The following is a 24,107-nucleotide window of genomic DNA, read 5'->3' on the forward strand; positions in this document are numbered from 1 at the left end:
CTAAAATTAAGAAGAAACCTACAGAATCGGGTAGACACGTGGATTAGTGAAGTACCCCTTAAGGAGCGAGAACGGTGTTGTATCGTAATTTTGGTAAACCAATTTTCTTTAAGCTGGACCCTGAGAAGGCTCACCATCTCGTCATAGGTGGATTGGATAAATCATCATCAGTTCCAGGGGGAAGCGCGGCATTGCGTTTAATGTATGGCGTTCCTGAAACGGCAGATTTAGCAGTTGATCTGTTTGGCATACATTTTCCGACTCCAGTTGGACTGGCAGCAGGCTTGGATAAGAATGCCGAGGCCGTTTCTGGATTCTCTTCGATCGGATTCGGATTTATGGAAGTGGGGACGGTTACCCCTAAGGGTCAACCGGGAAATGATAGCCCGCGTTTGTTCCGTCTTCCCTCTGATGAAGCTTTGATCAATCGTATGGGCTTCAATAACGAAGGGGCTGACGCTATGGCAGAGCGTCTAAAAAAATTAAAAAATCGCAGAGTTCCAATAGCAGTAAATATTGGACGGAATAAAATAACTAGTAATGAAGCGGCTCATGAAGATTATCGTCAGTGTATCCGTACGCTTTATCCGTACGGTGATTTTTTTGTGGTCAATATCAGCTCACCAAATACACCGGGGCTGCGCAGTCTCCAGCATGGCAGCGAATTAGCGTTCCTGCTAGCACAAGTAAAGGAAGAAATGGAGATTCAGCGTAAAGCCACCGGTATGAATAAGAGCTTGTTGGTTAAGATTGCTCCAGATGTAAGTGATTCTGAATTGGAGTATATGGTTCAATCACTGACAGAAGCTGGTATGGATGGTATTATTGCTACGAATACTACATTGAACCGGGATGGACTTAGTCATGAAAAGGCTAATGAGACAGGTGGATTAAGCGGTAAGCCACTTCGTGACCGGTCAACGGAAATTATTCGTAGGATTTATCGCCAGACTGAAGGGAAGATGCCGATCATAGGTTCAGGGGGCATATTCACCAGTCAGGATGCGTATGACAAGATAAGAGCAGGCGCAAGTCTGGTCGAAATTTATACAGCACTTATCTACGAAGGACCGGAGGTTAACCGCAGGCTGCATGCCGGATTACGGCAGCTCTTACGGCGGGACGGATTCAGTCATATCTCTGAAGCAGTGGGTGCTGATCATCACTGATTGAAGGAGTCGAAAGGACAGGAGGACGAAGGCGATGGACGGCAGGGACTGGGGAACTTTTTTGCTTCCATATGAACAGACAGTGGAAGAATTGAAAGTTAAATTCAAAACAATGCGTTCGGAGTTGAAGAAAAGAGAGGAATACACGCCGATTGAATTCGTAACTGGTCGTGTAAAGCGGCTGTCAAGCATTTTGGAGAAGGCTAAGCGCCTGAATGTGAAGATGGAGGATCTGGAGACGGGTATTGAAGATATAGCCGGGATCCGGATTATGTGCCAGTTCGTGGAGGATATCCGCAGAGTGGCTGAATATATCCGGGCTCGTAAGGATCTTGAAGTCCTGTATGAGAAGGATTATATCACCAATTATAAAGAGAGCGGCTATCGCAGCTTTCATATGATTATTAAATATCCTGTGCAGACAGCTCTGGGACAAAAAATAGTGCTCGCAGAGATCCAAATTCGTACACTAGCTATGAATTTCTGGGCAACCATAGAGCACTCTCTGAATTATAAATATCGGGAAAGCTTGCCGGATGAAATGCGAGTGCGCCTGAAAACCGCAGCTGAAGCAGCCTCCATCTTGGACAGCGAAATGTCCAGTATTCGTGATGAAATCCTGGAAGCACAAAAGACCTTCGAGGAAAACTCGAATATGACGACTCAAATTCTCAAATCTATTCATCAATTGTATTTCTATCACTTGGTGAATGAGGCTATAGATACTCAGGCTCGATTTAACGAAATATGGCAGGCTCAGGACATGGAAGCGATGAAGGAGCTTCTGGATCATGTACGGGGACTTCTCTCCGCAGCTAAAAAGGATAGTTTGCCGGATGGCTTATGATCCGTTGTACTTGGCTTATCTAGTGTACTTTAATCGTGACCGGGATTATTTCGAATGTCACGAGGTGCTCGAAGAGCTATGGCTTGCCAAGCAACGCGACCCATTGTACAAAGCACTTCTCCAAGTAGCTGTTGGGTTGTACCATTGCCGCAATAATAATATGCGTGGTGCAACGATTATGCTAAGCGGGGCTGCTGCCAAGCTGGAAGAATATTCAGCAGTGACACTTGGCATTAATTTGGCTAAGCTAGTGGTGGAAGTGAAGGGTTATGTTCGCCGCTTGGAGTCGTGTGAGCAGCAGCCATTTTCTTATTATGATCTGACTATAGAAATCATTGATCAAGGTCTGGCGGACGAAGTGGACTCTGCGGCTATGGCGATCACACCGAATAATCCTCAACGACGAGGTCCTCAAAGACCGACCTCTTCTCATCGTAAATAATGATCCTCTATAAATGAGTATTGCCAAAGGAACACCCGTAAGGGTGTTCCTTGAATCTTTAAACACCTAAATTTTAGCAGTACTATCAGGAGGACGGCATCATGGCGGCACAACTGCCCAGTTCTTTCAGCGAGCGTATGATGGACTTGCTGGGAACGGATTATAATCAATTTGCGGATTCGTACAAGGAGACCCCTAACGGAGGCGTTCGTGTTAATACATTGAAAATTTCAGTGGAGAAATTGCAAGCTCTTTCCACTTTAGAGCTGGAACCCATTCCGTGGTGTCCAACCGGATTCTATACAGAGGATGGGGCCAGACCAGGTAAACATCCACATTATCACGCGGGATTGTATTACATTCAAGAGCCAAGCGCTATGGCACCTGTGGAACTGCTTGATGTACAGCCAGGAGATCGTGTCCTTGATTTATGCGCTGCACCTGGGGGCAAATCCACACAGATTTCTGCCAAGCTCTCAGGAGAAGGCTTGTTGGTTACCAATGATCTTCATCCAGAACGCACGAAAGCCTTAGCCAAAAATCTAGAGCTGTATGGGGTGCGCAACGGTATCGTATTAAACGAAAGTCCAGATCATATTGCAGCGGCATTCCCGCTTTATTTTGACAAAATCTTGATTGATGCTCCATGCTCAGGTGAAGGGATGTTCCGTAAAGACGAAGACATGGTGAAGCAGTGGGATTCAGGTACACCTGCCAAATATGCTGCCATGCAGCGGGATATTTTACGTCCTGCTGCAACAGCGTTGGCACCGGGAGGTACACTTGTCTATTCCACCTGTACATTTGCTACAGAAGAAAATGAGGAAATTATAGCGGAGTTTATTTCTGAACATCCACAGTTTTCGGTGATTACAGTTGGAGGTACTGGCTCGTTTGCTCCAGGTTTTGGAGAATTATCAGGGACGGCAAGACTATGGCCGCATAAAGTAAAAGGTGAAGGACATTTCATGGCTGTGCTGCAGCATGTAGGGCCAAAGGTATCTGCGGAGGAACGTGATCAAGCCGAAGTTAAGTTGAGCGCAGTTACACGGAATACGAATAAAAAAGGCACTGCTCATATTAAATCCGCAAACAAACCAGAAGCCAGACGAGGGAAAGAAGGTAAGTTCTCTAATAAATCTGCTGCTGGCGCTGAACGTGGCCGTCAAGGTTCAGGAGAAGAGCAAGCATTGGCTGCATATGGAGATTTTATAAAAGATCAGCTTGGCTGGGAGCCAAAAGGGTATCCGATTTTCTTCGGTGATCATCTGTACATCTCCCCACTACCTAAGGAAAGATTAAATGGATTAAAGGCGATTCGTCCAGGATGGTATGTAGGACATGTCCGTAACGGCAGATTTATCCCAGGACATCCAATGGCTACCGCGTTACACCCTGAAGAGAGCTGCCGAAGTGTCTCACTTTCCAGTACGAGTAATGAAGCTATTTCCTATCTTAAAGGAGAGACATTGTTGATTAGTCAAGAACGTCTCTCTATTAAAATAGGAACTACCCAAAAAGGATACGTACTGGTCTGCATAGATGGTTATAGTGCAGGCTGGGGGAAGTGGCAGGACGGTGTGCTCAAGAATGAATATCCCGCAGGCTGGAGGTGGATGTAAGAATGAGCCTATCAGGGAAAACTGCAAAAAAGCAGCGTTTAGATAAAGTATTGTCCCATATGGGGGTAGGATCACGCAGCGATATTCGTAAACAAGCCAAGCAAGGTTTAATTACCGTGAATGGTGCAGTCGTCAAGGATAGTGGATTTCATGTAGACCCTTATCACGATAAAATTGTGGTTGGCGGCGAGCTTGTTACCTATCGTGAATTTATTTATCTTATGATGAATAAGCCACCGGGAGTTCTGTCGGCAACAGAGGACAAGCGGGATCGGACCGTTCTGGATCTTTTAAAGCAGGAAGATGTACAGTTTGAACCTTTTCCTGTAGGAAGGTTAGATAAGGACACAGTAGGGCTGCTTCTGCTCACCAATGATGGAAAGCTTGCCCACGAACTACTATCGCCACGCAAGCATGTCCCTAAGACTTATGAAGCTACAGTTGAGGGAGACGTAGATGCAGACGATGTAGCGGCTTTTGCGGCAGGTGTCGAGCTGGAAGATGGATATGTTACTTTACCTGCACAGCTAACTATATTGGGAAGAGAACGTGGCAGTAAAGTAATCTCCCATATTTCGCTGATCATCACAGAAGGAAAGTTTCACCAGGTGAAGCGAATGTTCCAAGCTGTCGGCAAAAAAGTCACTTTTCTGAAACGAGTATCTATGGGAGAATTGAGGCTGGACGAAAGTCTGCCACTGGGAGCTAGCCGGGAACTTACGCTAGAGGAACTGGCACTCTTAAGTACAGAAGCACCAGAACAATAATATATAGAAAAAGAAAGACAAGGATGGTGGGAGTATGAGATACAAACTGATTGCACTAGATGTGGATGGTACACTGTTGAATGATGATCACCACTTGAGCACTGAGAATAAAGAAGCCATTGCTGAGGTTACGCGTCTTGGCGGGCAAATCGTGTTATGTACCGGCCGCAGTCCGCAGAACTCGATTCCTTTTATGGAGGAAATGGGGTTGTCTGGTTATGTGCTGGGTCATAACGGAGCTGCTACAGTTCGTGTGAAAGATCGGGAAGTACTTCATCAATATGGTATGGATGCTCGTGGTCTTGACCCTTATATTGATTATTGTAGAAAGCATGATATTCATTATGATGTGAATACGGCTTTTGATATGTATGTAGATAATGTAGAAAACCTGACCAAAGAAGCTAATTATATGTATGAACACTTCCGTATCGTACCGGCTACACTGCCTGCATGGGAAGATTTCCGTGAACCGGTTGTTAAGTTTACTGTATTTACACAATCAGAAATCCTTGACGAAGCTGAACGTGAATGGCGTACTTGGACCCATGAGTACAATATTTTGCGCAGTGGGGAATTTTTCGTTGATTTGATGCATCCGGAAGCCTCCAAGGGCAATGCCTTGAAGAATCTGGCTGTGAAGCTGGGAATTCCGCAAGAGGAAGTTCTTTCGATCGGTAATTATTTTAATGATATTTCTATGCTTACATACGCGGGTATGGGGGTTGCGATGGATAATTCTCCGGTTGAGGTCAAAGCGGCAGCGAATGCTGTAACGGGGTCTAACAACGAGCATGGTGTGCGAGATGCGCTGGTTAAATATTGTTTATCTTAATAATGGAAAGCATAAAGCGGACTTGAGTCCGTTCTATGCTTTTTTTGTTGTGAAGGAAATAAAAGAGATACATAAACAGAATTGATTCTATTAAAAATAATCCGCCCTTAGATTAACTTCCTGTATTAAAGTTTAATTTCCTCGTTCCGGCTAGGATCGCTATATTTATAGATACCAGGGTTCAGTTCGATTTTTTCGTCGAAAGGGATATCTTTGTAGTTATCAATATTAGTTCCTGTAGATATCATGCCCTTAGGTGTAATTTCTGGCACAACTTCTTTGCCATTAATCCGTAACGTAGTTTGGTTAACGCTTTTGAAGCCAGAAGATTTGGATGTTGATTCGACAATCAAATTTTCCCCCTCAGTATAGTAAGTGAATTCAATTTTTAACCCATCGACATCAAGTGAAGTGAACTGCTTTTCTTCTTTAGGTTTGTTTATAGAGATCCAATTCTTAGTAGTATCACGTTTCTCAATGACAGCATCCTTTAATATAAGTTTCATTGGAACATCGGACCAGTCGTTATACCATTCCGGAGATTCGAATTGAAATAAATGCTGGTAGCTTTCGGAATGATCTCCCTTCAAATTCCAACCCCCAGTGATTGTTTGATCACCTATAACCAACTGAGCGGTATTATAGTGGACAATTCCTTTTTTAAGAGAATCATTTTCATCTATTAGAATTTGGATATCCAAAGGGGTAACGACTAGCTGATCTAAGGTTATACCGGTCTTTTCTTGAAATTCAGGATTGTTATACAGTTTCTTAGTGTAAATCGCCTCACTTGCTTTTTGTCCATCTGCTTTAAAATCGAACTTCCACGTACCTGAAAATCGTTTCGCTTCTTCAATGTAACTAAAATGAAGACTAGCTTCCTTCCAATCTGATTCAGTTATATTGAAAACCTGTTCAATAAATAAATCCGATCCTTCGTTAGGCATGATGGTTGGAATTGCTTCATTCTCTTGACCACCAGTACTAACTACCAAATGGGGGTTACCCCGTCCTAAGTCAGATGGTGATGCAGCGACTTTGTAACGGATAATGGTTTGATTGGAAACATGTCGAACGGATTCGATTTGAATGCTTGGATATTGCTTAACTCCAGTATCGATAGTTTCCCCTGCTTTATGATTAGATTGTAAGGGAATATTCCGATCACGGTAAAAAATGAGATTCCGAGCTTCAAACCTGTAGTCCTTTTTATCATCCTTTAATGTATCAGGTGTCTCATATACTCCAATGAGTTTCTGGCTTTCAGGATCGTATTCTAAATAACCGTATACCTTTGCCTTGGCACCGGATTCACTAGTCATGAGGTTTTCCTCTGTAGCAAATCCAGTATATTGGGATAGATCAGAGTTAGTATCAAGTGATAACAGCATTTTCATTTTTTCTCCATCAGTTACAACACCGTTCAAATTCATTGTTACTCCTGAACTGGAAGTTTGAAGATTATACTGTTGACCGATGCCGTTATTTAATGCATTGCTCACACTTCGACCACCAATTTTATCCCAATTAATCGTCATACTAGCGAATACAGGAATGGCTACAAGTAAGAGGCAAGAGAAGACAATACTGATAGGAACAACCTTTTTATTAGACCTAGGAGTATTCTGGGAGGCATACAGATTTCTTTGACGTTTATATGCTTCTTGTTCTATGGCAGTCCACATCAAATCATAATCCGGTCGGAGAATATGTTTATCTTTTTCAAGATAGAGACTCATTACTATTCAGCTCCTTTAGTTGGGTTCCACCCATTCTATTTAGTATTTTAAGTCCCTTGTTCAGTCTGGATTTTACAGTTCCTTCGGGTATGCTCATAACTTTAGAGATCTCGGGTACAGTCAATTCGTTGATAAAACGAAGGACTACTACCATTCTGATTTTGTCGGGAAGCTGACTGTATAACCCTTGTAATTCTTTTTTAGTTTCTTGTCGATCCAAACGTTTTTCTACAGGGTTTGATTCCTCAGACCTGGATAGTAAATAATTACGTACTTCTTTCATCCACCCCGTCTTACGCCTTTTGATCACACTGTTGCACTCATTTGAAGCAATTCGTAAAATCCAAGATTTCAAGTTTCTTACCTTCGACTTATCCGCTAAGATAACTTTTACAAATACCTCTTGGGAAATATCCTCCGCATCTGCCTGATTTTTCATTAAGTAGTAACAAAAATAATATACTTGTTCTTTATAGAGCTCAAAAATTTCCCGGTCACTCATTTTGCTGCACCCCCTGTCTTTGCTGTTCTCATTAATAAGACTTATAAGCGTATGTAATCGTTCAATTTTCATTTTGATTGTAGTATTTCTTCTGAGTATCATAGCGAATTCGAATGGAAGATAAGTCGTTTACAGGTAATTATAACCATGATAAAATTAGCGGTGGGACATGCGTCCATAATCTAATTAAAACTAATTGAATGTCCGCGTTAAAGGTAAAATCATCGAAAGATGATGACACAAAGCCATGGGTCTAAAGCCTTTCGACAGAAGGAAATGATCGCCAGGCCGCCATAGGGATGTCTTATGAAGCATAAAGGATTGCTCTAAGAATATGTAGTCTATTTTGAGCTCTTTTATTATTTCGACCTATACGGCGTTACATTATCGCAAGGGGCCGAAAGGGGAAGTACATGAACAGTTTTTTCAAAACAATAGGTACTAGTTTGGCAGTAGGTGCTTTATTGCTGTCCGGAACGATCGGATGGATGTCTAATCCAGGAGTAGTGTCTGCAGCTACCTCAACAGTAGTAACCGCGGATCAGATGATCAGCAAAGTAACGGCAGCCTCCAAAGCAATAAAGAATTTCCATCTGGATGTGACCAAAAAACAGGATATTCAAAGCGGCGGGGTGCGTATCAGCAACACCAACACTCTGAAGCTGGATATCAACCGTCTGCCGAATTTTGCCGCAGCAGGCACTGTCGCTAGTAGTCTTTTAGAAACATCGTACAGTCTATATGCCAATGACAAGGAGTTTTACTATCTTGTAGACGGAAGTGAACTGATCGATGAATCTGAAGATGAAGGTTACGACGATGACGGGGAGCCGATCGATCCTGATGCACAGTATTGGCTTGGACTGGAGAAAACGGAATGGGATGCCTTTTACTCTAAAGGCCAATACGATCCTGTTTCCATGCTTGATTCGGTCAAAAGTTATAAAAAATCCATGAAAGTCAGCACGGCTGGCGCACAAACGGTCTTACAATTCACGGTAACCGATCCGACAGCAGCTAAGGGGATAATCAAACTCTATGACCAGGAGAACCTCTGGGATGGTGAGACAGTTCAACCCAAAAGCGTAACGTGGAAATTATTCGTCAATACTAAGACCTGGCAAACGGAAAAGCTGACAGTCGATCTGAGTTATGTGCTGGTAAGTGACGGAGCCAAAGATACATACACCACGAAAATCGAAGCTAAATATTCCAAGAATAATAAAGGTACAGCCATTGTAAAACCGGCCGAACTAGAATAATAAGGACGATTCATATCGAGCAAAAAGCGCTGTTCCGCTGAACAGCGCTTTTTGTTGTATTCAACAGCAGTTCTTTATTAGTTGACAAGAATAAATCATTGCTGTAATTTATATGTATGCGCATGTATATAATATTCTATCTAAATATAATTTAATGAAAGTTGGGAAAAAGATGATAGCACTAGACACAGCATTAACTTTTCGCAGAGGACTGACATTAAAAAACCGAGTGGTTATGGCTCCAATGACCACCCGAATGAGCTTTTATGACGGTGTAGTAACACAAGATGAATTGAAATACTATTCGCTAAGAACGGGCGAAGTAGGTGCGGTCATCACTGCGGCAGCAAATGTACAGGAGGGTGGAAAAGGATGGGAAGGTGAACTTAGTGTTTCCTCCGATCAATTTATTCCTAGCCTTAGCCGATTAGCATCTACTATTAAACGAAATGGAACAAAAGCTATTTTACAGCTTTTCCATGCAGGAAGAATGACAGATTCAAAAATATTGCGTGGCGTACAACCCGTTTCCTCCAGCGCCATTGCTGCCGAACGTCTGAATGCAGAAATTCCAAGAGCATTAACAGAAGATGAAATTTTCGGTGTAATTGAGGATTTTAAAAAAGCGACTCAACGTGCTATTCAAGCTGGATTTGATGGGGTAGAAATTCATGGAGCAAACACATATTTAGTCCAACAATTCTTCTCTCCACACTCCAACCGTCGTGAAGATCAATGGGGCGGAAGCTTAGAGAAAAGATTTAATTTCATTAACCAATTAGTGGATGCAGTTATTGCTGTCGTTGACAATTCAAAGGTTAAGGATTTTATTGTCGGTTATCGTTTTTCTCCAGAAGAATATGAAGAGCCTGGCATTAAAATCACAGACACCTTTTATCTTATTGATAAATTAGCTGATAAAAAGCTGGATTATCTGCATATTTCATTAGGGGATTTTAAAAAAGTATCTGCATCAGAAGATTTTAAAGAAAAATCAATCCTGCAATATGTACATGAGAAAATCAATGGCCGTGTACCTTTAATTGGGGTCGGAGATATCCGTACCAAACAGGACGCAGAGGACACGTTGACAAATGCTGAATTAGTAGCAGTAGGACGTTCTCTTATCATTGATCCTCATTGGACAAGTAAAGTGCTGGAGGGTAATGAAGATATCATCAGAAGAGTACTTGCTGATCAAGATAGAGAAGAACTCGTAGTAGAGAATGGTATTCTAGAATTCCTTAAATTAATGATGCCTGATCGTTTACGCTAAACCCAAACACGGTTTTGAGCGCTAAATCTATAACGTTCCGCGGTAATTCCGCGGAACGTTATTTTTCTGTAACGACTCTATTCCCTCTTTAAGATTGTTGTCGTATGTTTCAACATTCGATTCATGAGATTTCGCCGTTCTGTTTTTATGTCGGTGTCGCTTTTCTTTAATGCGTCGCGGATGGGGATGATCTCTGTAATTTTCCTGCCGCTTTTTATTCTTCGATCTACACAAGTCGGGATGTAACCTACGTTAGTTATACTCGTGTGTCCTTTTTCATCCTTCTTTATTTTAAGCGTAAGAATGATACCGCTTTGTGTATAAGGAATATTCATTAGTTTAGTCGAAACAAAATTCCCCAATGAGTAAATAACGAATTGTTTTTTTCCACGAAGCGCTAACGGTTGTAGAACATGTGGGTGAGACCCCAGTATGATGTCGGCGCCATTTTTAAAGAAGAGATTGACCAGCTCTTTTTGCCTCTTGTTTGGAGTGTAACGGTATTCGCTTCCGAAATGCAGATAAAGCAAGACTAGATCGACTTTCTTTTTTAAATCTCGAATCTCCCGAATGATTTTGGGCGTAGATATCCGGTTAACCAGCCATGGCTTACTCACTGGTACAGGAATTCGGTTGGTTCCTGCTGTGTAGGAGAGGATGCCGATCGTAATTCCTTTGACGTTTTTAATAAGCGTTCTCTTGGATTCTTCTAATGATTTAGCTGTTCCCGTGTGGTCGATTCCATTACGGTCTAGAACTCGTAACGTCCGAACCAGACCCGGGGCACCATAATCCATGCAATGATTGTTGGCCGTTACTAATACGTCGAATCCGGCTTGCTTAAGTGCAGGGGCCAGTTCGTCTGGACATTTGAATATCGGACCGCCTGAACGTGGGCTTTTCCGGCATTCGGGGCCACTTCCAGCAAAGGTAGTTTCGAGATTGCCAATTGTCAAATCAGCCTGTTTTAGATAAGGAGCTACTTTTGCAAACAGGGGGCTGAACGAATAGGTTCCGTCAGGCTGTTTAGCATCCGAAATAATATAACGTTTGACCATTAGATCTCCCACAGCAGCTATTTGTATTTCAGTCATGGATATCCACCTTTTTATTATTTTCATTAGGATATGGCATAAAGTTGTTAGGGGTTATTCTTTCTTTAAGGCGAAGTGCAAACATTTTTGTGGCTTTTTATTTAAAATGTGACCCAACGCATAATCACTTTATTTAGATCGTCTAAATTTAAGGTATTCATTTTTTTTCAAACTTTTATAATTTGATTCAAATCCTCTTTTTTGTTTGGCAACCATAATAAAATAAGGTTGTTGATAAACATTATCAATCAAACATTGGAGGTTAAAGAAATGAGTACACAATTCAAAAAAATCGCCGAGGATACTTACTGGATAGGCAAAATCGATAACCGCCAGGTTCCATTTCACCGCCTGATTCTGGCAAAAGGAACTACCTATAATTCTTATTTATTAAAAACAGGTAAGCCAACTGTCATTGATACCGTAGATATGGAATTCGGACGTGAATATGCCGAGTGCCTGGGTGAAATGATTGATCTTCTAGATATTCATTACATTGTAATTAATCATACAGAGCCTGATCACTCTGGTGGACTGGCAGCTCTCGCTGCCAAGGCTGCAAATGCCACGATCGTATGCACCGAGATTGCTGTTCCAGAATTGCAGGAAATGTACAAGCTTCATAGCCGGAACTTCCTGGTGGTTAAAGATGGAGACAAGCTGGATATTGGCGGGAAAACGCTGCTGTTTAAAGAAACACCGTATCTCCATACCGCCGAAACGATGATAACCTATTGTATCGAAGATCAAATCTTATTTCCTTGTGATATTTTCAGCACGCATGTTGCGGTGGAGAATCTATTCAGCGATGAAGCCGGGTTTGATATTACGGAAGATTTCCAGGGCTATTACGCAGCTATTATACATCCTCATAGAAGATATGTAAGAACACTGTTAGAGGCTGTTAAGGATCTTGAGATCCGGATGATCGCTCCTTCCCATGGGTTTGTGATCCGGGAGGACATACGTAAATATATCGGGATGTACGCCACATTGAGCCGCGAAACGACGCAAGGAAAAAAGGCAACCATCGTTTATACCACCATCAAAAACAGTACCAAGAAGATGGCCAAAATTATACAGGATTGCTTGCAGGAAAATAATATTGAGACAGAGGTCTGGGATGCAGATAAAAGCAGTGCCACCGATATTCTGAACAGCATAACGTCAGCTGACGCGGTCTTTATTGGCAGCTCCACTAAATACGCGGACATGATTGGGAATCTGGAGAACATTCTGAAAGAATTGCACAATATGAATCTGGAAGGCAAACTTGCTGCAGCCTTTGGCTCCTACGGTTGGAGTGGTGAAGCCATTGAAGTCATTCAGGATTATCTGAATGGAACAAACATGATGGTGCAAAGCACATCTGAGGTTATTAAATCCACGGGGATGACACATGTAGAGTTCCCTGTACGAATCAGGTTTTCCCCGAAAGAGCCTGAGAAAGTTCAAAAAATTAAAAATGCGGCTGAATTTGTATCGGATTTGCTGCTGAGTTCATTTTAGGGAGGGGAGCATAGGATGACAAAACATTACGTTATTGTTGGCGGCGGAGTAGCCGCCGTCCATGCCGCCAAAGCCATCCGTGATCAAGACGCAGATTCGGAAATTTCGATCCTCGGGGAGGAAAGCCAACTGCCCTATAACCGGATTAAGCTGACTAAAGGGCTGTTTACCGACCTGCACAGTGAGAAGGTGCTGATTAAAAAGGAAAAGTGGTACCGCGATAACCGTATATCCGTAAAAACCTCGACCCGAATCCGTTCTGTCCACCCGGACCGGCAAATTGTTGTGACAGAAGATGGGCAGAGTGTTTCTTATCATAAGCTTTTACTGTGTATGGGAGCGAAGAATCGTGAACTTTCCCTTGAGGGCTCCGGCCTGAACAATGTCCATACCCTCCGGGACATGAACGACGCGGACAGATTGAAAGAAAACCTGCAGGATGGCAGCCATGTAGCCGTAATCGGTGGTGGAGTGCAGGGAATCGAAACCGCTTGGGCGCTGCATGTAGCTGGATATCAGGTAACGGTGATCGAAGCTTTTCACCGGTTGATGGGCAGACAGCTTGATGAGAAATCCTCACAGCTACTTAAGGAGAACCTTGAACAAGCAGGTGTGAAGGTTATTCTTCAAGCAGATGTGGCGTCTATTACAGGAACAGAGTTTGTTACCGGAATTACGCTGGACGACCAATCTCATTTTTCCTGTGACCATGTGGTCTACTCCATTGGTATTGTACCGAATACGGAACTGGTAAGTGGCTCGAGTATTCAAGTCCGGCAGGGCATTATCGTAAATGAACAAATGCAAACAAATGATCCACATGTGTACGCAGCCGGAGATGTGGCTGAAGTTAACGGGCATGTGGAAGGACTGTGGGGCGGAGCGATTGAGCAGGGCCGGATTGCCGGCAGTAATATGGTTGCCAATCTGACTGCGTATCGTAGAGCTGTTCCGGTTACCTTATTTAACGCCTTTGGCATCTCTTTATTTTCGATAGGCAACGTGGATGAACGGTATTGCGATACGGTGGTAAGCGGAGAAGAAAATGGGGCGTATACGCGAATCTATGTGAAAGATAACACAATGATTGGTGCGATATCCTGGCAAGGAGCAGCTGCTTCACTGGGGTATAAAACCGCTGTAGAGCAAGGCATCCCCCTTGAGGGGATCGATGTTAACGGGAGCAGTATCGAGGAGATTATGGCTGAAGTACAAACCAGGTTGAACTAAACTATTAACTTTTTAGGAGATGATAAAGATGAAAAAATACATTTGTCTACCCTGTGGTTATATCTATGATCCGGCATTAGGCGATCCCGATGAGGATGTTGTTGCAGGCACCGCATTTGAAGACTTGCCTGAAGATTGGGTCTGTCCGGTATGCGGTGAAGATACCAGTCATTTTGCAGCGGTTGAAGACAAAAAAACTTTTGTATCCTAAAGGAAAGTAAAAGTTGTACAAAAAAAATGAACAACAGGGGGGACAGTTATGAAGGAGTATTCTTGCCGATACGCTGCTGAACCTTGTACCCGCAAGGTGCCTATTTTTGCTGCGTTAAGCGATGAGGATCTCTCCCGGATCAGCGCTATGATCAAGCATCGTAAGTTTACTAAAGGTCAACCTTTAATTCTGGAAGGGGCGCCGTCAGATACGCTGTACATTATTCAGCGAGGGCATGTTAAATTATCTAAAACAACTCCTGAGGGCAAGGAACAAATTTTGCACATCTTGACGAATGGAGACTTTTTCGGGGAACTGAGCATTTTTAACAGCGATGAGCTGAGTAACTTCAGTGCTTATGCTCTGAAAGACACTAACATTTGCATGCTGACCCGAACGGATATGGAGCAGCTGATGAGGGATAATCCGGATATTTCGCTCAGGCTACTGAAGAGTGTGACCAAAAGACTAGCCCATACGGAAAATCTGGCGCAAAGCCTGGCGACCAAAGATCCCGAAATACGAATTGCTTATATGATCATGGAACTCAGCGACAAATATGGTAAGCAGCGTGGCGCTCATATTCATATTGACCTTCCGTTGTCTCGTGAAGAGCTGGCCAGTTATGTTGGGGTCACCCGCGAAACTATTAGCAGAAAATTCTCAAGGTTCGAAGATTCAGGTCTTATTGAGCTAATCGGAAACAAGCAAATGATCATTATAGATCCAGCCGGTTTGGAGAGTTATATGGGGTATTAAGAGGATTACGGTGTATTGACTGTCCTGTATGACACCGTTGGTGCAGAACATACGCTATATGGGGCCAGACTCCGAATACTTGTCGTTCCCAAAGGATTTCAGTATGATGAATACTATATAAACTTGTCCCTATGGGCTCGATTAATCGGAAGATGGCGAGGAAACCCAATGCAGAAAAGGAATAGCAGAAAATTTTTCAGGATTAGGCTAGAGGAAATGATTCAAACCTTGCGACATGAAATTCGTTCGGGAAGTATAGCGATCGGCAGTTATCTTCCTTCAGAAAGCGACTTAGAGGTGCGTTTCGGACTTAGTAACGCTTCTGTGCGCAACGGGCTCAAGGTGCTGGTGGATGAAGGCTTAATTGAGAAAATTCCGCGTGTTGGCAATCGGGTCATCCCTCCGGTAGAGGAAGGCAGAACGACGATCAAGTTCGGATATGTGAACACCATCCCCAAGCTTGTAGAGATGCAAGAGTTACTGAATGAGTTCGGCAAACGCTATCCGCATATCGACGTTCAGCCGCTCGAGTTGTCTTCAGGAAACTACTCAACATCTTTGAAAGAATATTTGCAATCGGAAATCATGGATGTCGTACTGATGAATAATAACAATTACCAGGATTTTTTGGAGCAAGGCTGTACAGAGCTGCTGGAGCCGATGGAGGAACAGCCGGACACGTATCGTTTTCTTTCCGACCCGTTCCGGTACGGTGACCGTAATCGCGTTCGCCCCTTCATTTATTCTCCAGTTGTGCTTTGTTATAATAAACAGCACTTTAAGGAAGCCGGCGTATCACCACCCGACAGTAGCTGGACCTGGGACGATTTGTTCGCTAATGGTCGAAAGGTAGCAGAAGGTCATGACTGGTACGGTTTTTATTTTTATTTGCCTTCTCGTAACCGGTGGCCGTTGTTCCTGCTTCAAAGCGGCACAACGTTTGCGGCAGAACAGGATGACGAAGGCAAATACCGGTTCAGTGGCTCAAAGCTACTCGACAGTTTAGGAACCATCCGAAAGCTGATAGGCATGAAGGATGTATTTCCAGCCGTATTGTCCGAGAGCGATGCGGATGCGGAAGCCTTGTTCTTGCAAGGCAAAGTGTCCATGATAATGACGACCTATTATTTCTTGAATCAATTGCGTCAATCCGATTTGGCATTCGATATTGCTCCATTGCCTCGGCTGCAAAATGCTGATACGCTGCTGATTATAAATGGACTGGCGGTTAACAGCAAATCACAGAACAAGGATGCATCCATGCTACTCGTTGATTTTCTCACCTCACACGAGGCGCAACTGATCATTAGGCGCAAGACACTGAATATTGCAGCCAACCGTTTGGTGATGGATTGGGAAGGCGAGGAAGTGGGGTATCGTCCGGCCCGGTTTCAGCTTTACCGTGAGATCTTCCCTACCTATCGTCTGGTCACGGAGCTGGGTTTAAGCAACCGCCAGTTGAAAGAGATCCAACGCGATATCATGATGTTTGTATCAGGCCTACTGGACAACGACGAGTTATGCCGCAGGCTTGAGGAGATATTGAATACGGTAAATCAGGAGACTCAGCACTCTTGAGGGCTGAAAGTTTTTTTGAAAATTCCGGCACAGGTTCAATTCTGAACCTGTGCTTTTTGTTATGTTAAAGTATTTGTTTGTCGCACAATAATTGACTCATATATGACTCATAAAAACATGTTGACTATACTTTTATTATTATTATATGATGCAATAGAAGTCAGATATGAGTTAACACGAACTCATTATTATTAAGGTGGTGTAGCTGCAAAGATGGAAAAGGAAGGCGTTTATTTTCACAATGTTTCGGAGCTGGTTCATAAACCCTATCAATCTGGATTGCATCTCCAGCGTTTTCCACAGCATGTGCGCAATGGCTTGTCAGAGAAAGGAAGAACCAAAGCTATACAATCGAACGGCTGCGAATTGCGGTTTGTCACCGAATCCAAGCATGTTAGGGTCACTGTCGGATCGAATGATAGTAACGGCCGAGTTGTGGTATGCAGAGGGGATTTTTTTCATTCTCAGCATTTTTTGCAGGCGGGTACGGTAACCACTCTGCACTTGGAGGAGCCGGAACGTTTTACAGAGGTATCAAGTAAGCGGCTGAATCAGTCTGGATTTTCCTCTAACGTATGGCGTTTGCATTTTGATCGTTTCGGAGCTGTTTTCTACGATGTGGATGCTTTTGGTTGTGAAGTACGTACGCCTAGACCGGATGAGGTACCGAAGCTTACGATGCTCGCCTATGGATCTTCCATCAGCCAGAGCGCGGGATCCACGCATCATTTCAATGGTTACTTACAGCAGACAGCGCGCAGACTTGGTGTGGATGTGCTAAATCTTGCGCTTAGCGGATCTTGTTATTGCGAGGACGTAGTTGCCGATCATCTGGCTGAACGTGAGGATTGGGATTTTCTGTTTCTGGAACTTGGTGTCAATATGCGTGCTGTAGTGTCTCCCGAGGAATTCAAGCGTAGAGTGTCTTACATGCTGGACCGGGTTATCGAAAATCATCCTGACAAACCTGTGTTTGTTACTACGATTTATCCGAATCGTGCAACGTATTTTCTTGATGCAGGCCATCTTCTTCATGTCCAAGAGGGGATTTTTAACGAAGTGCTGCTTCGTTACTGTGAGAGCAATAAACATCCACAACTACATCTGCTGGATGGCGCATCAGTCATGCGCGATCTTACCTCGCTGACCTCCGATCTGATTCATCCTTCCGATTATGGACACACGCTAATGAGCGAGCATTTAGCAAAACTGTTGCGGCCCATGATCGAGCCCCTCCGAACTTCTAGTCATTCTAGTGCCGTGTCCCAAATTTTGTAATAGGGAGTTGATGGAAATGAAGCGTTGGATGCTTACCATGGTGGGAGTTTCATTATTAGCCGCCTCTATGAATGGATGTTCCTCTTCTAATAAGGGGGGAGAAGAGCAAGCGGGGGAGAGTCCAGAAAAAACCACTGCTATCTCCATATCGTTCCGGAGCGGAAACATTTCGTATGCAGACAATCATCCGAATATCAATGATGACAAATGGGTCAAAAAGCTGGAGGAACTTACAAATACAGATCTTAACATCCGTTTGATGCAGCAGAAAAATTTTGATTCCCAAATGATCCAAATGTTCGCGATCAACGACATTCCGGATGTCGTGCAAGCAAGCTCTGGGCTGACGAACCCTCAGTTGGCAGGTTCCGTGGAGGCTGGAGTATTCATGCCACTTAATGAATTGCTTGAGCAGTATGGGCAAGATCTTCTCAAGAAAGTTCCGAAGGAGGCATGGGACAAGGAGACCGATGCGAAAGGTAATATCTACGCGATTCCGGAATGGCTGTCCAATCCGTCACGCCGGGCAACTTGGATTCGTGCGGATCTTTTGGAACAAACAGGGCTGCCAGAGCCTAAAACAGTCGATGACTTCCTGAATGTCATGCGTGCTTTTAAGAAGATGGGTGTGGAGAATCCTTATATGGGCCGGGAGGACTTTGTATATTCGGATATGTTCTTCGGATCTTACGATACCTTTGCCAATTTCTTTATGAAACAAGGGGATCAAATTGTCCCGAAATTTATGAATATCGAAAATATGCAAAAGACGATCCAAACGTACAAGACAATGTTCGACGAAGGACTGATAAACAAAGAGTTCGTCACAATTAATCCCACGAAATTCAAGAACGATATTCTTGCAGGCAAGGCGGGTATCTGGAACATGAATGCCAACCTGTTGATCCAATGGGATCAGCAGCTAAGAGAACAGGTGCCTACTGGTAAAATGAAGCTGATCGCCTCGCCCACAGGACCTGACGGTAAGGGGGGACTTCGTCTTGTCGGTACGGTGCCGCGAGCGTATTTAATTAACAAGGATGCGAAAGATCCTGCCGGGATCATCAAGTTTTTCAACTGGATGGTTAGTGACGAAGCGGAAAAGTTTTTTACCTTCGGAATTGAAGGGGAAAACTACACTGTAGAGAACGGAAATATTAACTATAACAGACCGAAAACAGCCGATGAAGCTGATGAGGAAACGTTCCGTCAAATCCTGCTGTGGTTCGTACAGGATACTACCTACAATAAAGGCGCGCTTAGTCTCACACCCGAAGGAAAAGATTTGATGAAGCTCTACGACACAGTACTTGCGAATGAGGGACGCGACGGGATTCAATTTGAACCGCAAGTAAAAGGCTATCAGAAAAACCCGGACATCACTCCAGGTGGAGATAAATTGCCGCCTGTTATATTGACGCATGTGATCAATATGGTATACGGCAAAAAGCCGATCTCAGACTATCCGAAGGTGGTGGAGGAATGGCTGCAGAAAGGGGGAAGTGACGTCGTCAAGGAAGCAACAGAACGTTATAACAATAACGACGGTGTAATTTTGTCCCGACATTAATAAGCTGCATCTCAAAAGAGGTTTGAACTCCATAATGCTTGTGATTACCTATACCATGTCAGGGAGGAATTCATTTGAGAAACGGACTATATAGGAAAGCTTTTCGAGTGGGCATTAGAGTACTGTTGGCGTTGGCTTTGTTATACTCGCCTTTGGAAATGCAAGCGCTTACCAAAGTTTATGCAGACGGAATAAACGATGACTATGTTACGCTCTACGAGGAAAACTTCGATGACCCTGACAATTTTGGATCGATCGGTGGCGTTACCATTCCGGGGCCTTGGCTGCAGGAAGGTGAAGGAAACAGCATGGCGAAAACTTCGGTTTCGTCCACGGCCCCGTCCGTACCGAATCTGGTGAAAATCGATGGCAAGGATGCATTGGCGCTGCCAGTGAATTCGACGGGGTACCGCAATCTTCAATTGAGTTATTATACACGGGCATCCTCCTACATCGGAGGATGCGTCATCGTAGAATGGTCAGGTGACGGAGGGATAAATTGGACAACGTTGGAGGAATTTAAGCTGCCCCCAGGGACGCTGGAACAAAAGAACAGTGAGCCGAACCAACTCAAAGTCCAAAACTTGGGCAGCGGAGCTGACAACAACCCGAACGTCAAGATCCGGGTCCGTGTGGGGGAATTGATGAGCGCGAATATGTACATCGATAGTGTCGCCCTCAAAGCTCAAGCGATTCCTGGAATACCACCCGCAGAGACACCGGTGCCAATCCCTACACCGGTTGAACCTAAGCCGTTTGTGGTTCCTGAAGGCGTTAAGCTGTATGAAGATGTGCTGATTGGGAACGCTGGAACGCGGCCGATTTATACTTCGATTGCCGTACCTAAGATCCCGCCTCATGCACCGATGCCAGTGATGGTATACATTCATGGCGGAGGTTGGAACCATGGGGACCGGAAGCAAGCCCTTGCCAGTATCTGCAACTATGTAACCAAGCGAGGATATATCGGAGTATCGCTGGATTACCGCCTAACCCCGGAAGCGCCATTCCCGGCGCAAATTCAGGATGTGAAGCTTGCTATCCGTTACTTGCGCGCGCATTCGGCAGAATACCATTTGGACCCGAGTCGGATCGGTGTATGGGGTTCGTCGTCAGGGGGGCATCTGGCCTCACTGCTCGGTACCACTGGGGACATCAAGTCAGGCGAGACAATCACATTGGATACTGGACATACCGTAAACGTTCCGGATTTGGAGGGGAATGGCGGTTGGCAGCAATATTCTGATCAAGTGCAAGCCGTTGTCGATCTGTACGGTCCAGCGGATTTTACAACAAATTTCGCTAATAGCTATAAATCTGTGAAAGCGCTTTTAGGCGGGAACGACGCGTTCTCTGTGCCAGACCAGGCAAGGTTGGCCATGCCTGGCACTTATGCGTCACCGGACGATCCGCCTTTTTTCATCCGCCATGGGGATGTGGATGCAACGATCCCATACACGGACAGTATTACGTTCTCCAGTCAATTGAAGGATGCAGGCGTGAAAGTGGTCGATGTCAAAATTGTACCGAAACAAGGTCACGGTTTTATAGGCGAAGCGGCTGAGCAAGCAAGCGCCGAGGCTTGGGCTTTTATGGATCAATATGTAAAGAATCGAACGGCAACAACATCTGATGATGAGGTTGTATACCGCGATCTAGCCAGTCTGACACCGAGCGACGATGCAGTCATCGACAGCAGCAAGCCCACTGTAAACTTCAATAGCGCGACGGGCAGCAGCAATGGATTGTTCAGTATTTCTTCTGGCGCCGAGAACAAGAAATATGTGTATTTTAAATTTGATGTCTCTTCATATAGCAATCCTGCAAACAGGTATATTTTTAATGTTGCTGCCAAAAAGGGTTCATCCAATGCGGACCTCGAACTTTCGTTATTCGGCCTAAAGGATACAAATTGGACTGAATCGGAGCTGACTTGGAGCAATGCGCCTGTCACGGATCTGACCATTGCTTCGTTAAGTGGGAAATTTACCGTAACGGCAGACAAATCAGGAGCTCCACAGGTTTACAGCATCGATGTGTCCGAGTTTGTCAGAGACAGATTGTCCGCATCGGGCGGTAATATCGCTTTTCTGCTTGGTGATACGGCAAGCACTGGAATTTCCCTCAATGTCTATTCGAAAGAAGCTAATGGCAACAGCAACCCCCGTCCACAGCTTGTTGTTCAAGAAGCGGTTGAACCTTCAAGTGACCTTGAGAAACCTTCCTGGCCGGATGGAAGTTCTCTGAAGGCTGTCAATATAGGTACAGAGTTCATTCAACTTTCATGGCCGGCCGCCAGCGATAATCAAGGTATCGCCTCCTATCGCGTATACCGGGATAACACCCTGTTATCCAATGTTACCGATGCAACGTATACAGCCGTTGGGCTTAGCCCTAGCACGGCGTACAGCTTTAAGGTTGAAGCGGTGGATCAGTCGGGCAATACATCCGTACCGCTTGCTTTTACCCGGTCAACGCTTACAGAACCCATCATTCCTTATGCGATTGCAAACGTGACAGCCAGCGACAGCGATGGCAATATCGCAACGAATACCATCGATAATAACTTGTTCACCCGTTGGTCCGCTGCAGGTAAAAGCCCGTGGATCCAATACGATTTAGGCGAAGAGAAGCAGATCAGTTATTTAGGTATTGCCGTTTATAAAGGTGATACGCGCACGGCTCAATTGAGTATCGAAACTTCAAATGACGGTTTGGCTTGGACTACGATATGGACTGGTGCAAGTATGTTCAGGACGATAGAGATGCAACCTTTCGATCTTCCTGACACAGAAGCAAGATATGTGCGCATCGTAGGTCTTGGAAATTCTGATGGCAGCGCGTTTACAAGTTTATCGGAGGTAAACATCTATGCGCCGTTCGCAAATGGAGATACACCTGTAGCCAGCATTCCGAATTACACGCCTAATCCACCCCGGGAACCGATCCCATTCACAGCTCCCGGATTAACTGAACCTGATGGTACGGTGCATCCGGTTCATTCCTCACCTACTACCACTGGGCGCCTCTTGAATGTGCTGGACTATAATGCTGATCTCGCCGATAACGACACAGATGACGGTATTGCTATTCAAGCTGCCATAAACAGTGCTGAGCCCGGCGATGAGGTCTATTTGCCGTCTGGGGTTTATAATTTGAACTCAACATTGGATACCCTTGTCAATTTGAAGCTCAAGTCAGGTGTAAACCTTCGCGGTGAGGATCAATCAACAACCATCCTCAAGACATCTCTCAATAAGGTAAAAAACAGCACCTTGATGAAAGTATCCGGACAGCATGATCTGTCCATATCCAACCTCACATTGACTTCTACCTGGAACGGTGTCTACACGACGGATCATAAAGTGAACAACCCGGACGCAGGTGGTCCCGACAGCATGATTACCATTGCAAATTTTGGTGAGGTTCCGTCATACAACATCACGGTTGATGGGGTTACTGTAGAGAAGTATTCACGTATGGGTGTGCGTATCGACAACAGCCGTGATATTGTCGTACGCCGCAGCACGTTCCGAAATGCGACAGATGTAGGGCCGGGCGGTGCTGGCTATGGTGTGTCGATTCAGGGCATGGCCAAACAGGACCGCAACGGGTATGAGAACGACACGGTTTGGAATGTTGTGGAGGACTCCCATTTCGAAGGCCCTTATTTGCGGCATGGGGCGCTGATCCAATTTGTTGCCCATAACAATGTTCTGCGAAACAATCAGTTTATGAATACAAAGCTGGATGCCATCGATCTGCATGGAGAACTCGAATATTTGAACGAGATATACGGCAATGTGATTAGTGACATTCCCTACGGCGCGGCGATCGGGCTGGGAAACACCGGGGGTACAGCACCCAGCAATCACAGTAAGTCAGGACCGCGCAACTATATCCATGACAATACGATTCGTAATACAAGAGAAGGAATCAATGTAACTATGGGCACTCCGGATACAGTCATCGAGCGAAATGTGATTGAAAATACAACTCATATAGAGGACGCCAAAGGCATTCAGATTTTGAACGGGCCAGGTACAATCATTAAGGAGAATATCATTCGCAACAATACTGCGTCGAATTATTGGGCTGTATCCCTTGAGCATGATCCCGGCGACAGCAAAGCAAATGATATCGGAGCGGGCGACCCGCAGGACGTTCAATTGATCGGAAATTCGCTGATTGGTAATACGAACGGCATTCGACTTCTTGCTGGAAAAGGGATCATCCTGCAGGGGAATCTTATTGACAGTATAAGTCGCAATTATTTCAAAAATGATCATGTGGGAGTAGAGGGTTGGCCGTTACCGAATATACCCTAAAGAAAACACAAGCTCACTCATAGAAACTCCATATTGCAAGCGCTTTATTGTAGGTAGAATGAGGTTAGATTCATTCACTATTCAAGGAA

Annotated in this window: 19 protein-coding genes and 1 riboswitch; of the genes, 16 read left to right on the forward strand and 3 right to left on the reverse strand. The window is 44.5% G+C overall.

Translation table 11 applies throughout. The annotated features are described in order from the left end of the window. Positions 1-74: 74 nt before the first annotated feature. The 6 genes from NSS82_RS12100 to NSS82_RS12125 all read left to right on the forward strand — a co-directional run bounded on the left by NSS82_RS12100 (position 75) and on the right by NSS82_RS12125 (position 5,682). The gene (locus tag NSS82_RS12100; RefSeq protein WP_036689322.1) at positions 75-1,169 is read left to right on the forward strand and encodes a quinone-dependent dihydroorotate dehydrogenase; all 1,095 of its coding nucleotides are present in this window, start codon (positions 75-77) and stop codon (positions 1,167-1,169) included. Between the two features lie 34 nt (positions 1,170-1,203). Continuing rightward, positions 1,204-2,016 carry a GTP pyrophosphokinase gene (locus tag NSS82_RS12105; protein ID WP_036689325.1) on the forward strand — a complete coding sequence of 271 codons (813 nt, stop codon included), beginning with the start codon at positions 1,204-1,206 and terminating at the stop codon, positions 2,014-2,016. Next, on the forward strand, positions 2,006-2,458 hold the full coding sequence (locus tag NSS82_RS12110; RefSeq protein WP_076272655.1) for a DUF309 domain-containing protein: 453 nt from the start codon (positions 2,006-2,008) through the stop codon (positions 2,456-2,458). Before NSS82_RS12105 ends, NSS82_RS12110 begins: the two co-directional genes overlap by 11 nt. A 101-nt stretch (positions 2,459-2,559) precedes the next feature. After that, positions 2,560-4,080 carry an RsmB/NOP family class I SAM-dependent RNA methyltransferase gene (locus tag NSS82_RS12115; RefSeq protein WP_076272654.1) on the forward strand — a complete coding sequence of 507 codons (1,521 nt, stop codon included), beginning with the start codon at positions 2,560-2,562 and terminating at the stop codon, positions 4,078-4,080. 2 nt (positions 4,081-4,082) lie between these two features. Continuing rightward, positions 4,083-4,847: a pseudouridine synthase gene (locus NSS82_RS12120; RefSeq protein ID WP_076272653.1), complete on the forward strand. Its 765-nt coding sequence runs from the start codon at positions 4,083-4,085 to the stop codon at positions 4,845-4,847. Between the two features lie 34 nt (positions 4,848-4,881). After that, positions 4,882-5,682, forward strand: a complete 801-nt coding sequence (locus tag NSS82_RS12125; RefSeq protein WP_076186697.1) for a Cof-type HAD-IIB family hydrolase — start codon at positions 4,882-4,884, stop codon at positions 5,680-5,682. 125 nt (positions 5,683-5,807) lie between these two features. Here NSS82_RS12125 and NSS82_RS12130 read toward each other — a convergent pair whose 3' ends face one another. Together NSS82_RS12130 and NSS82_RS12135 are read right to left on the reverse strand one after the other, a co-directional pair. Continuing rightward, complete coding sequence (locus NSS82_RS12130; protein WP_076272652.1) at positions 5,808-7,421, reverse strand: DUF4179 domain-containing protein; 1,614 nt, start codon at positions 7,419-7,421, stop codon at positions 5,808-5,810. Further along, positions 7,405-7,923: an RNA polymerase sigma factor gene (locus tag NSS82_RS12135; RefSeq protein ID WP_076204779.1), complete on the reverse strand. Its 519-nt coding sequence runs from the start codon at positions 7,921-7,923 to the stop codon at positions 7,405-7,407. Before NSS82_RS12135 ends, NSS82_RS12130 begins: the two co-directional genes overlap by 17 nt. 204 nt (positions 7,924-8,127) lie before the next feature. Then, a riboswitch (cyclic di-GMP riboswitch) is annotated at positions 8,128-8,219 on the forward strand. 117 nt (positions 8,220-8,336) lie between these two features. Between NSS82_RS12135 and NSS82_RS12140 the strand changes: the two genes are divergently transcribed. Both NSS82_RS12140 and NSS82_RS12145 read left to right on the forward strand, forming a co-directional pair. Then, the gene (locus NSS82_RS12140; protein ID WP_036689342.1) at positions 8,337-9,185 is read left to right on the forward strand and encodes a DUF6612 family protein; all 849 of its coding nucleotides are present in this window, start codon (positions 8,337-8,339) and stop codon (positions 9,183-9,185) included. A gap of 112 nt (positions 9,186-9,297) precedes the next feature. Then, the gene (locus NSS82_RS12145) at positions 9,298-10,461 is read left to right on the forward strand and encodes an NADH-dependent flavin oxidoreductase (protein WP_244886460.1); all 1,164 of its coding nucleotides are present in this window, start codon (positions 9,298-9,300) and stop codon (positions 10,459-10,461) included. 77 nt (positions 10,462-10,538) lie between these two features. Here NSS82_RS12145 and NSS82_RS12150 read toward each other — a convergent pair whose 3' ends face one another. After that, positions 10,539-11,555 carry a CapA family protein gene (locus NSS82_RS12150; protein ID WP_051491609.1) on the reverse strand — a complete coding sequence of 339 codons (1,017 nt, stop codon included), beginning with the start codon at positions 11,553-11,555 and terminating at the stop codon, positions 10,539-10,541. 270 nt (positions 11,556-11,825) lie between these two features. On the opposite strand from NSS82_RS12150, the gene NSS82_RS12155 reads away from it, so the two are divergent. The 8 genes from NSS82_RS12155 (at position 11,826) to NSS82_RS12190 (ending at position 24,018) form a co-directional block, all read left to right on the forward strand. After that, the gene (locus NSS82_RS12155) at positions 11,826-13,064 is read left to right on the forward strand and encodes an FprA family A-type flavoprotein (RefSeq protein WP_076272651.1); all 1,239 of its coding nucleotides are present in this window, start codon (positions 11,826-11,828) and stop codon (positions 13,062-13,064) included. Positions 13,065-13,079: 15 nt separating this feature from the next. Next, entirely contained in the window at positions 13,080-14,294 is a 1,215-nt protein-coding gene (locus NSS82_RS12160; protein ID WP_076272650.1) for an NAD(P)/FAD-dependent oxidoreductase, read from the forward strand. 28 nt (positions 14,295-14,322) lie between these two features. Then, complete coding sequence (gene rd / locus NSS82_RS12165; protein ID WP_038569857.1) at positions 14,323-14,505, forward strand: rubredoxin; 183 nt, start codon at positions 14,323-14,325, stop codon at positions 14,503-14,505. Positions 14,506-14,553: 48 nt separating this feature from the next. Then, a complete protein-coding gene (locus tag NSS82_RS12170; protein WP_076272649.1) occupies positions 14,554-15,264 on the forward strand; it encodes a Crp/Fnr family transcriptional regulator in 711 nt (236 codons plus the stop codon). Between the two features lie 216 nt (positions 15,265-15,480). Continuing rightward, on the forward strand, positions 15,481-16,842 hold the full coding sequence (locus NSS82_RS12175; RefSeq protein WP_176462630.1) for an extracellular solute-binding protein: 1,362 nt from the start codon (positions 15,481-15,483) through the stop codon (positions 16,840-16,842). A 213-nt stretch (positions 16,843-17,055) separates the two neighbouring features. Continuing rightward, positions 17,056-18,120 (forward strand): SGNH/GDSL hydrolase family protein, encoded by a 1,065-nt coding sequence (locus NSS82_RS12180; protein ID WP_076272648.1) that lies wholly within the window; start codon positions 17,056-17,058, stop codon positions 18,118-18,120. Between the two features lie 16 nt (positions 18,121-18,136). Continuing rightward, a complete protein-coding gene (locus tag NSS82_RS12185; RefSeq protein ID WP_076100870.1) occupies positions 18,137-19,690 on the forward strand; it encodes an extracellular solute-binding protein in 1,554 nt (517 codons plus the stop codon). 74 nt (positions 19,691-19,764) lie between these two features. Further along, positions 19,765-24,018 (forward strand): alpha/beta hydrolase fold domain-containing protein, encoded by a 4,254-nt coding sequence (locus NSS82_RS12190; RefSeq protein ID WP_076272647.1) that lies wholly within the window; start codon positions 19,765-19,767, stop codon positions 24,016-24,018. Positions 24,019-24,107: the final 89 nt, after the last annotated feature.

The organism is Paenibacillus sp. FSL H7-0735 (assembly GCF_038008505.1).
Lineage (GTDB): Bacteria > Bacillota > Bacilli > Paenibacillales > Paenibacillaceae > Paenibacillus_AQ > Paenibacillus_AQ odorifer.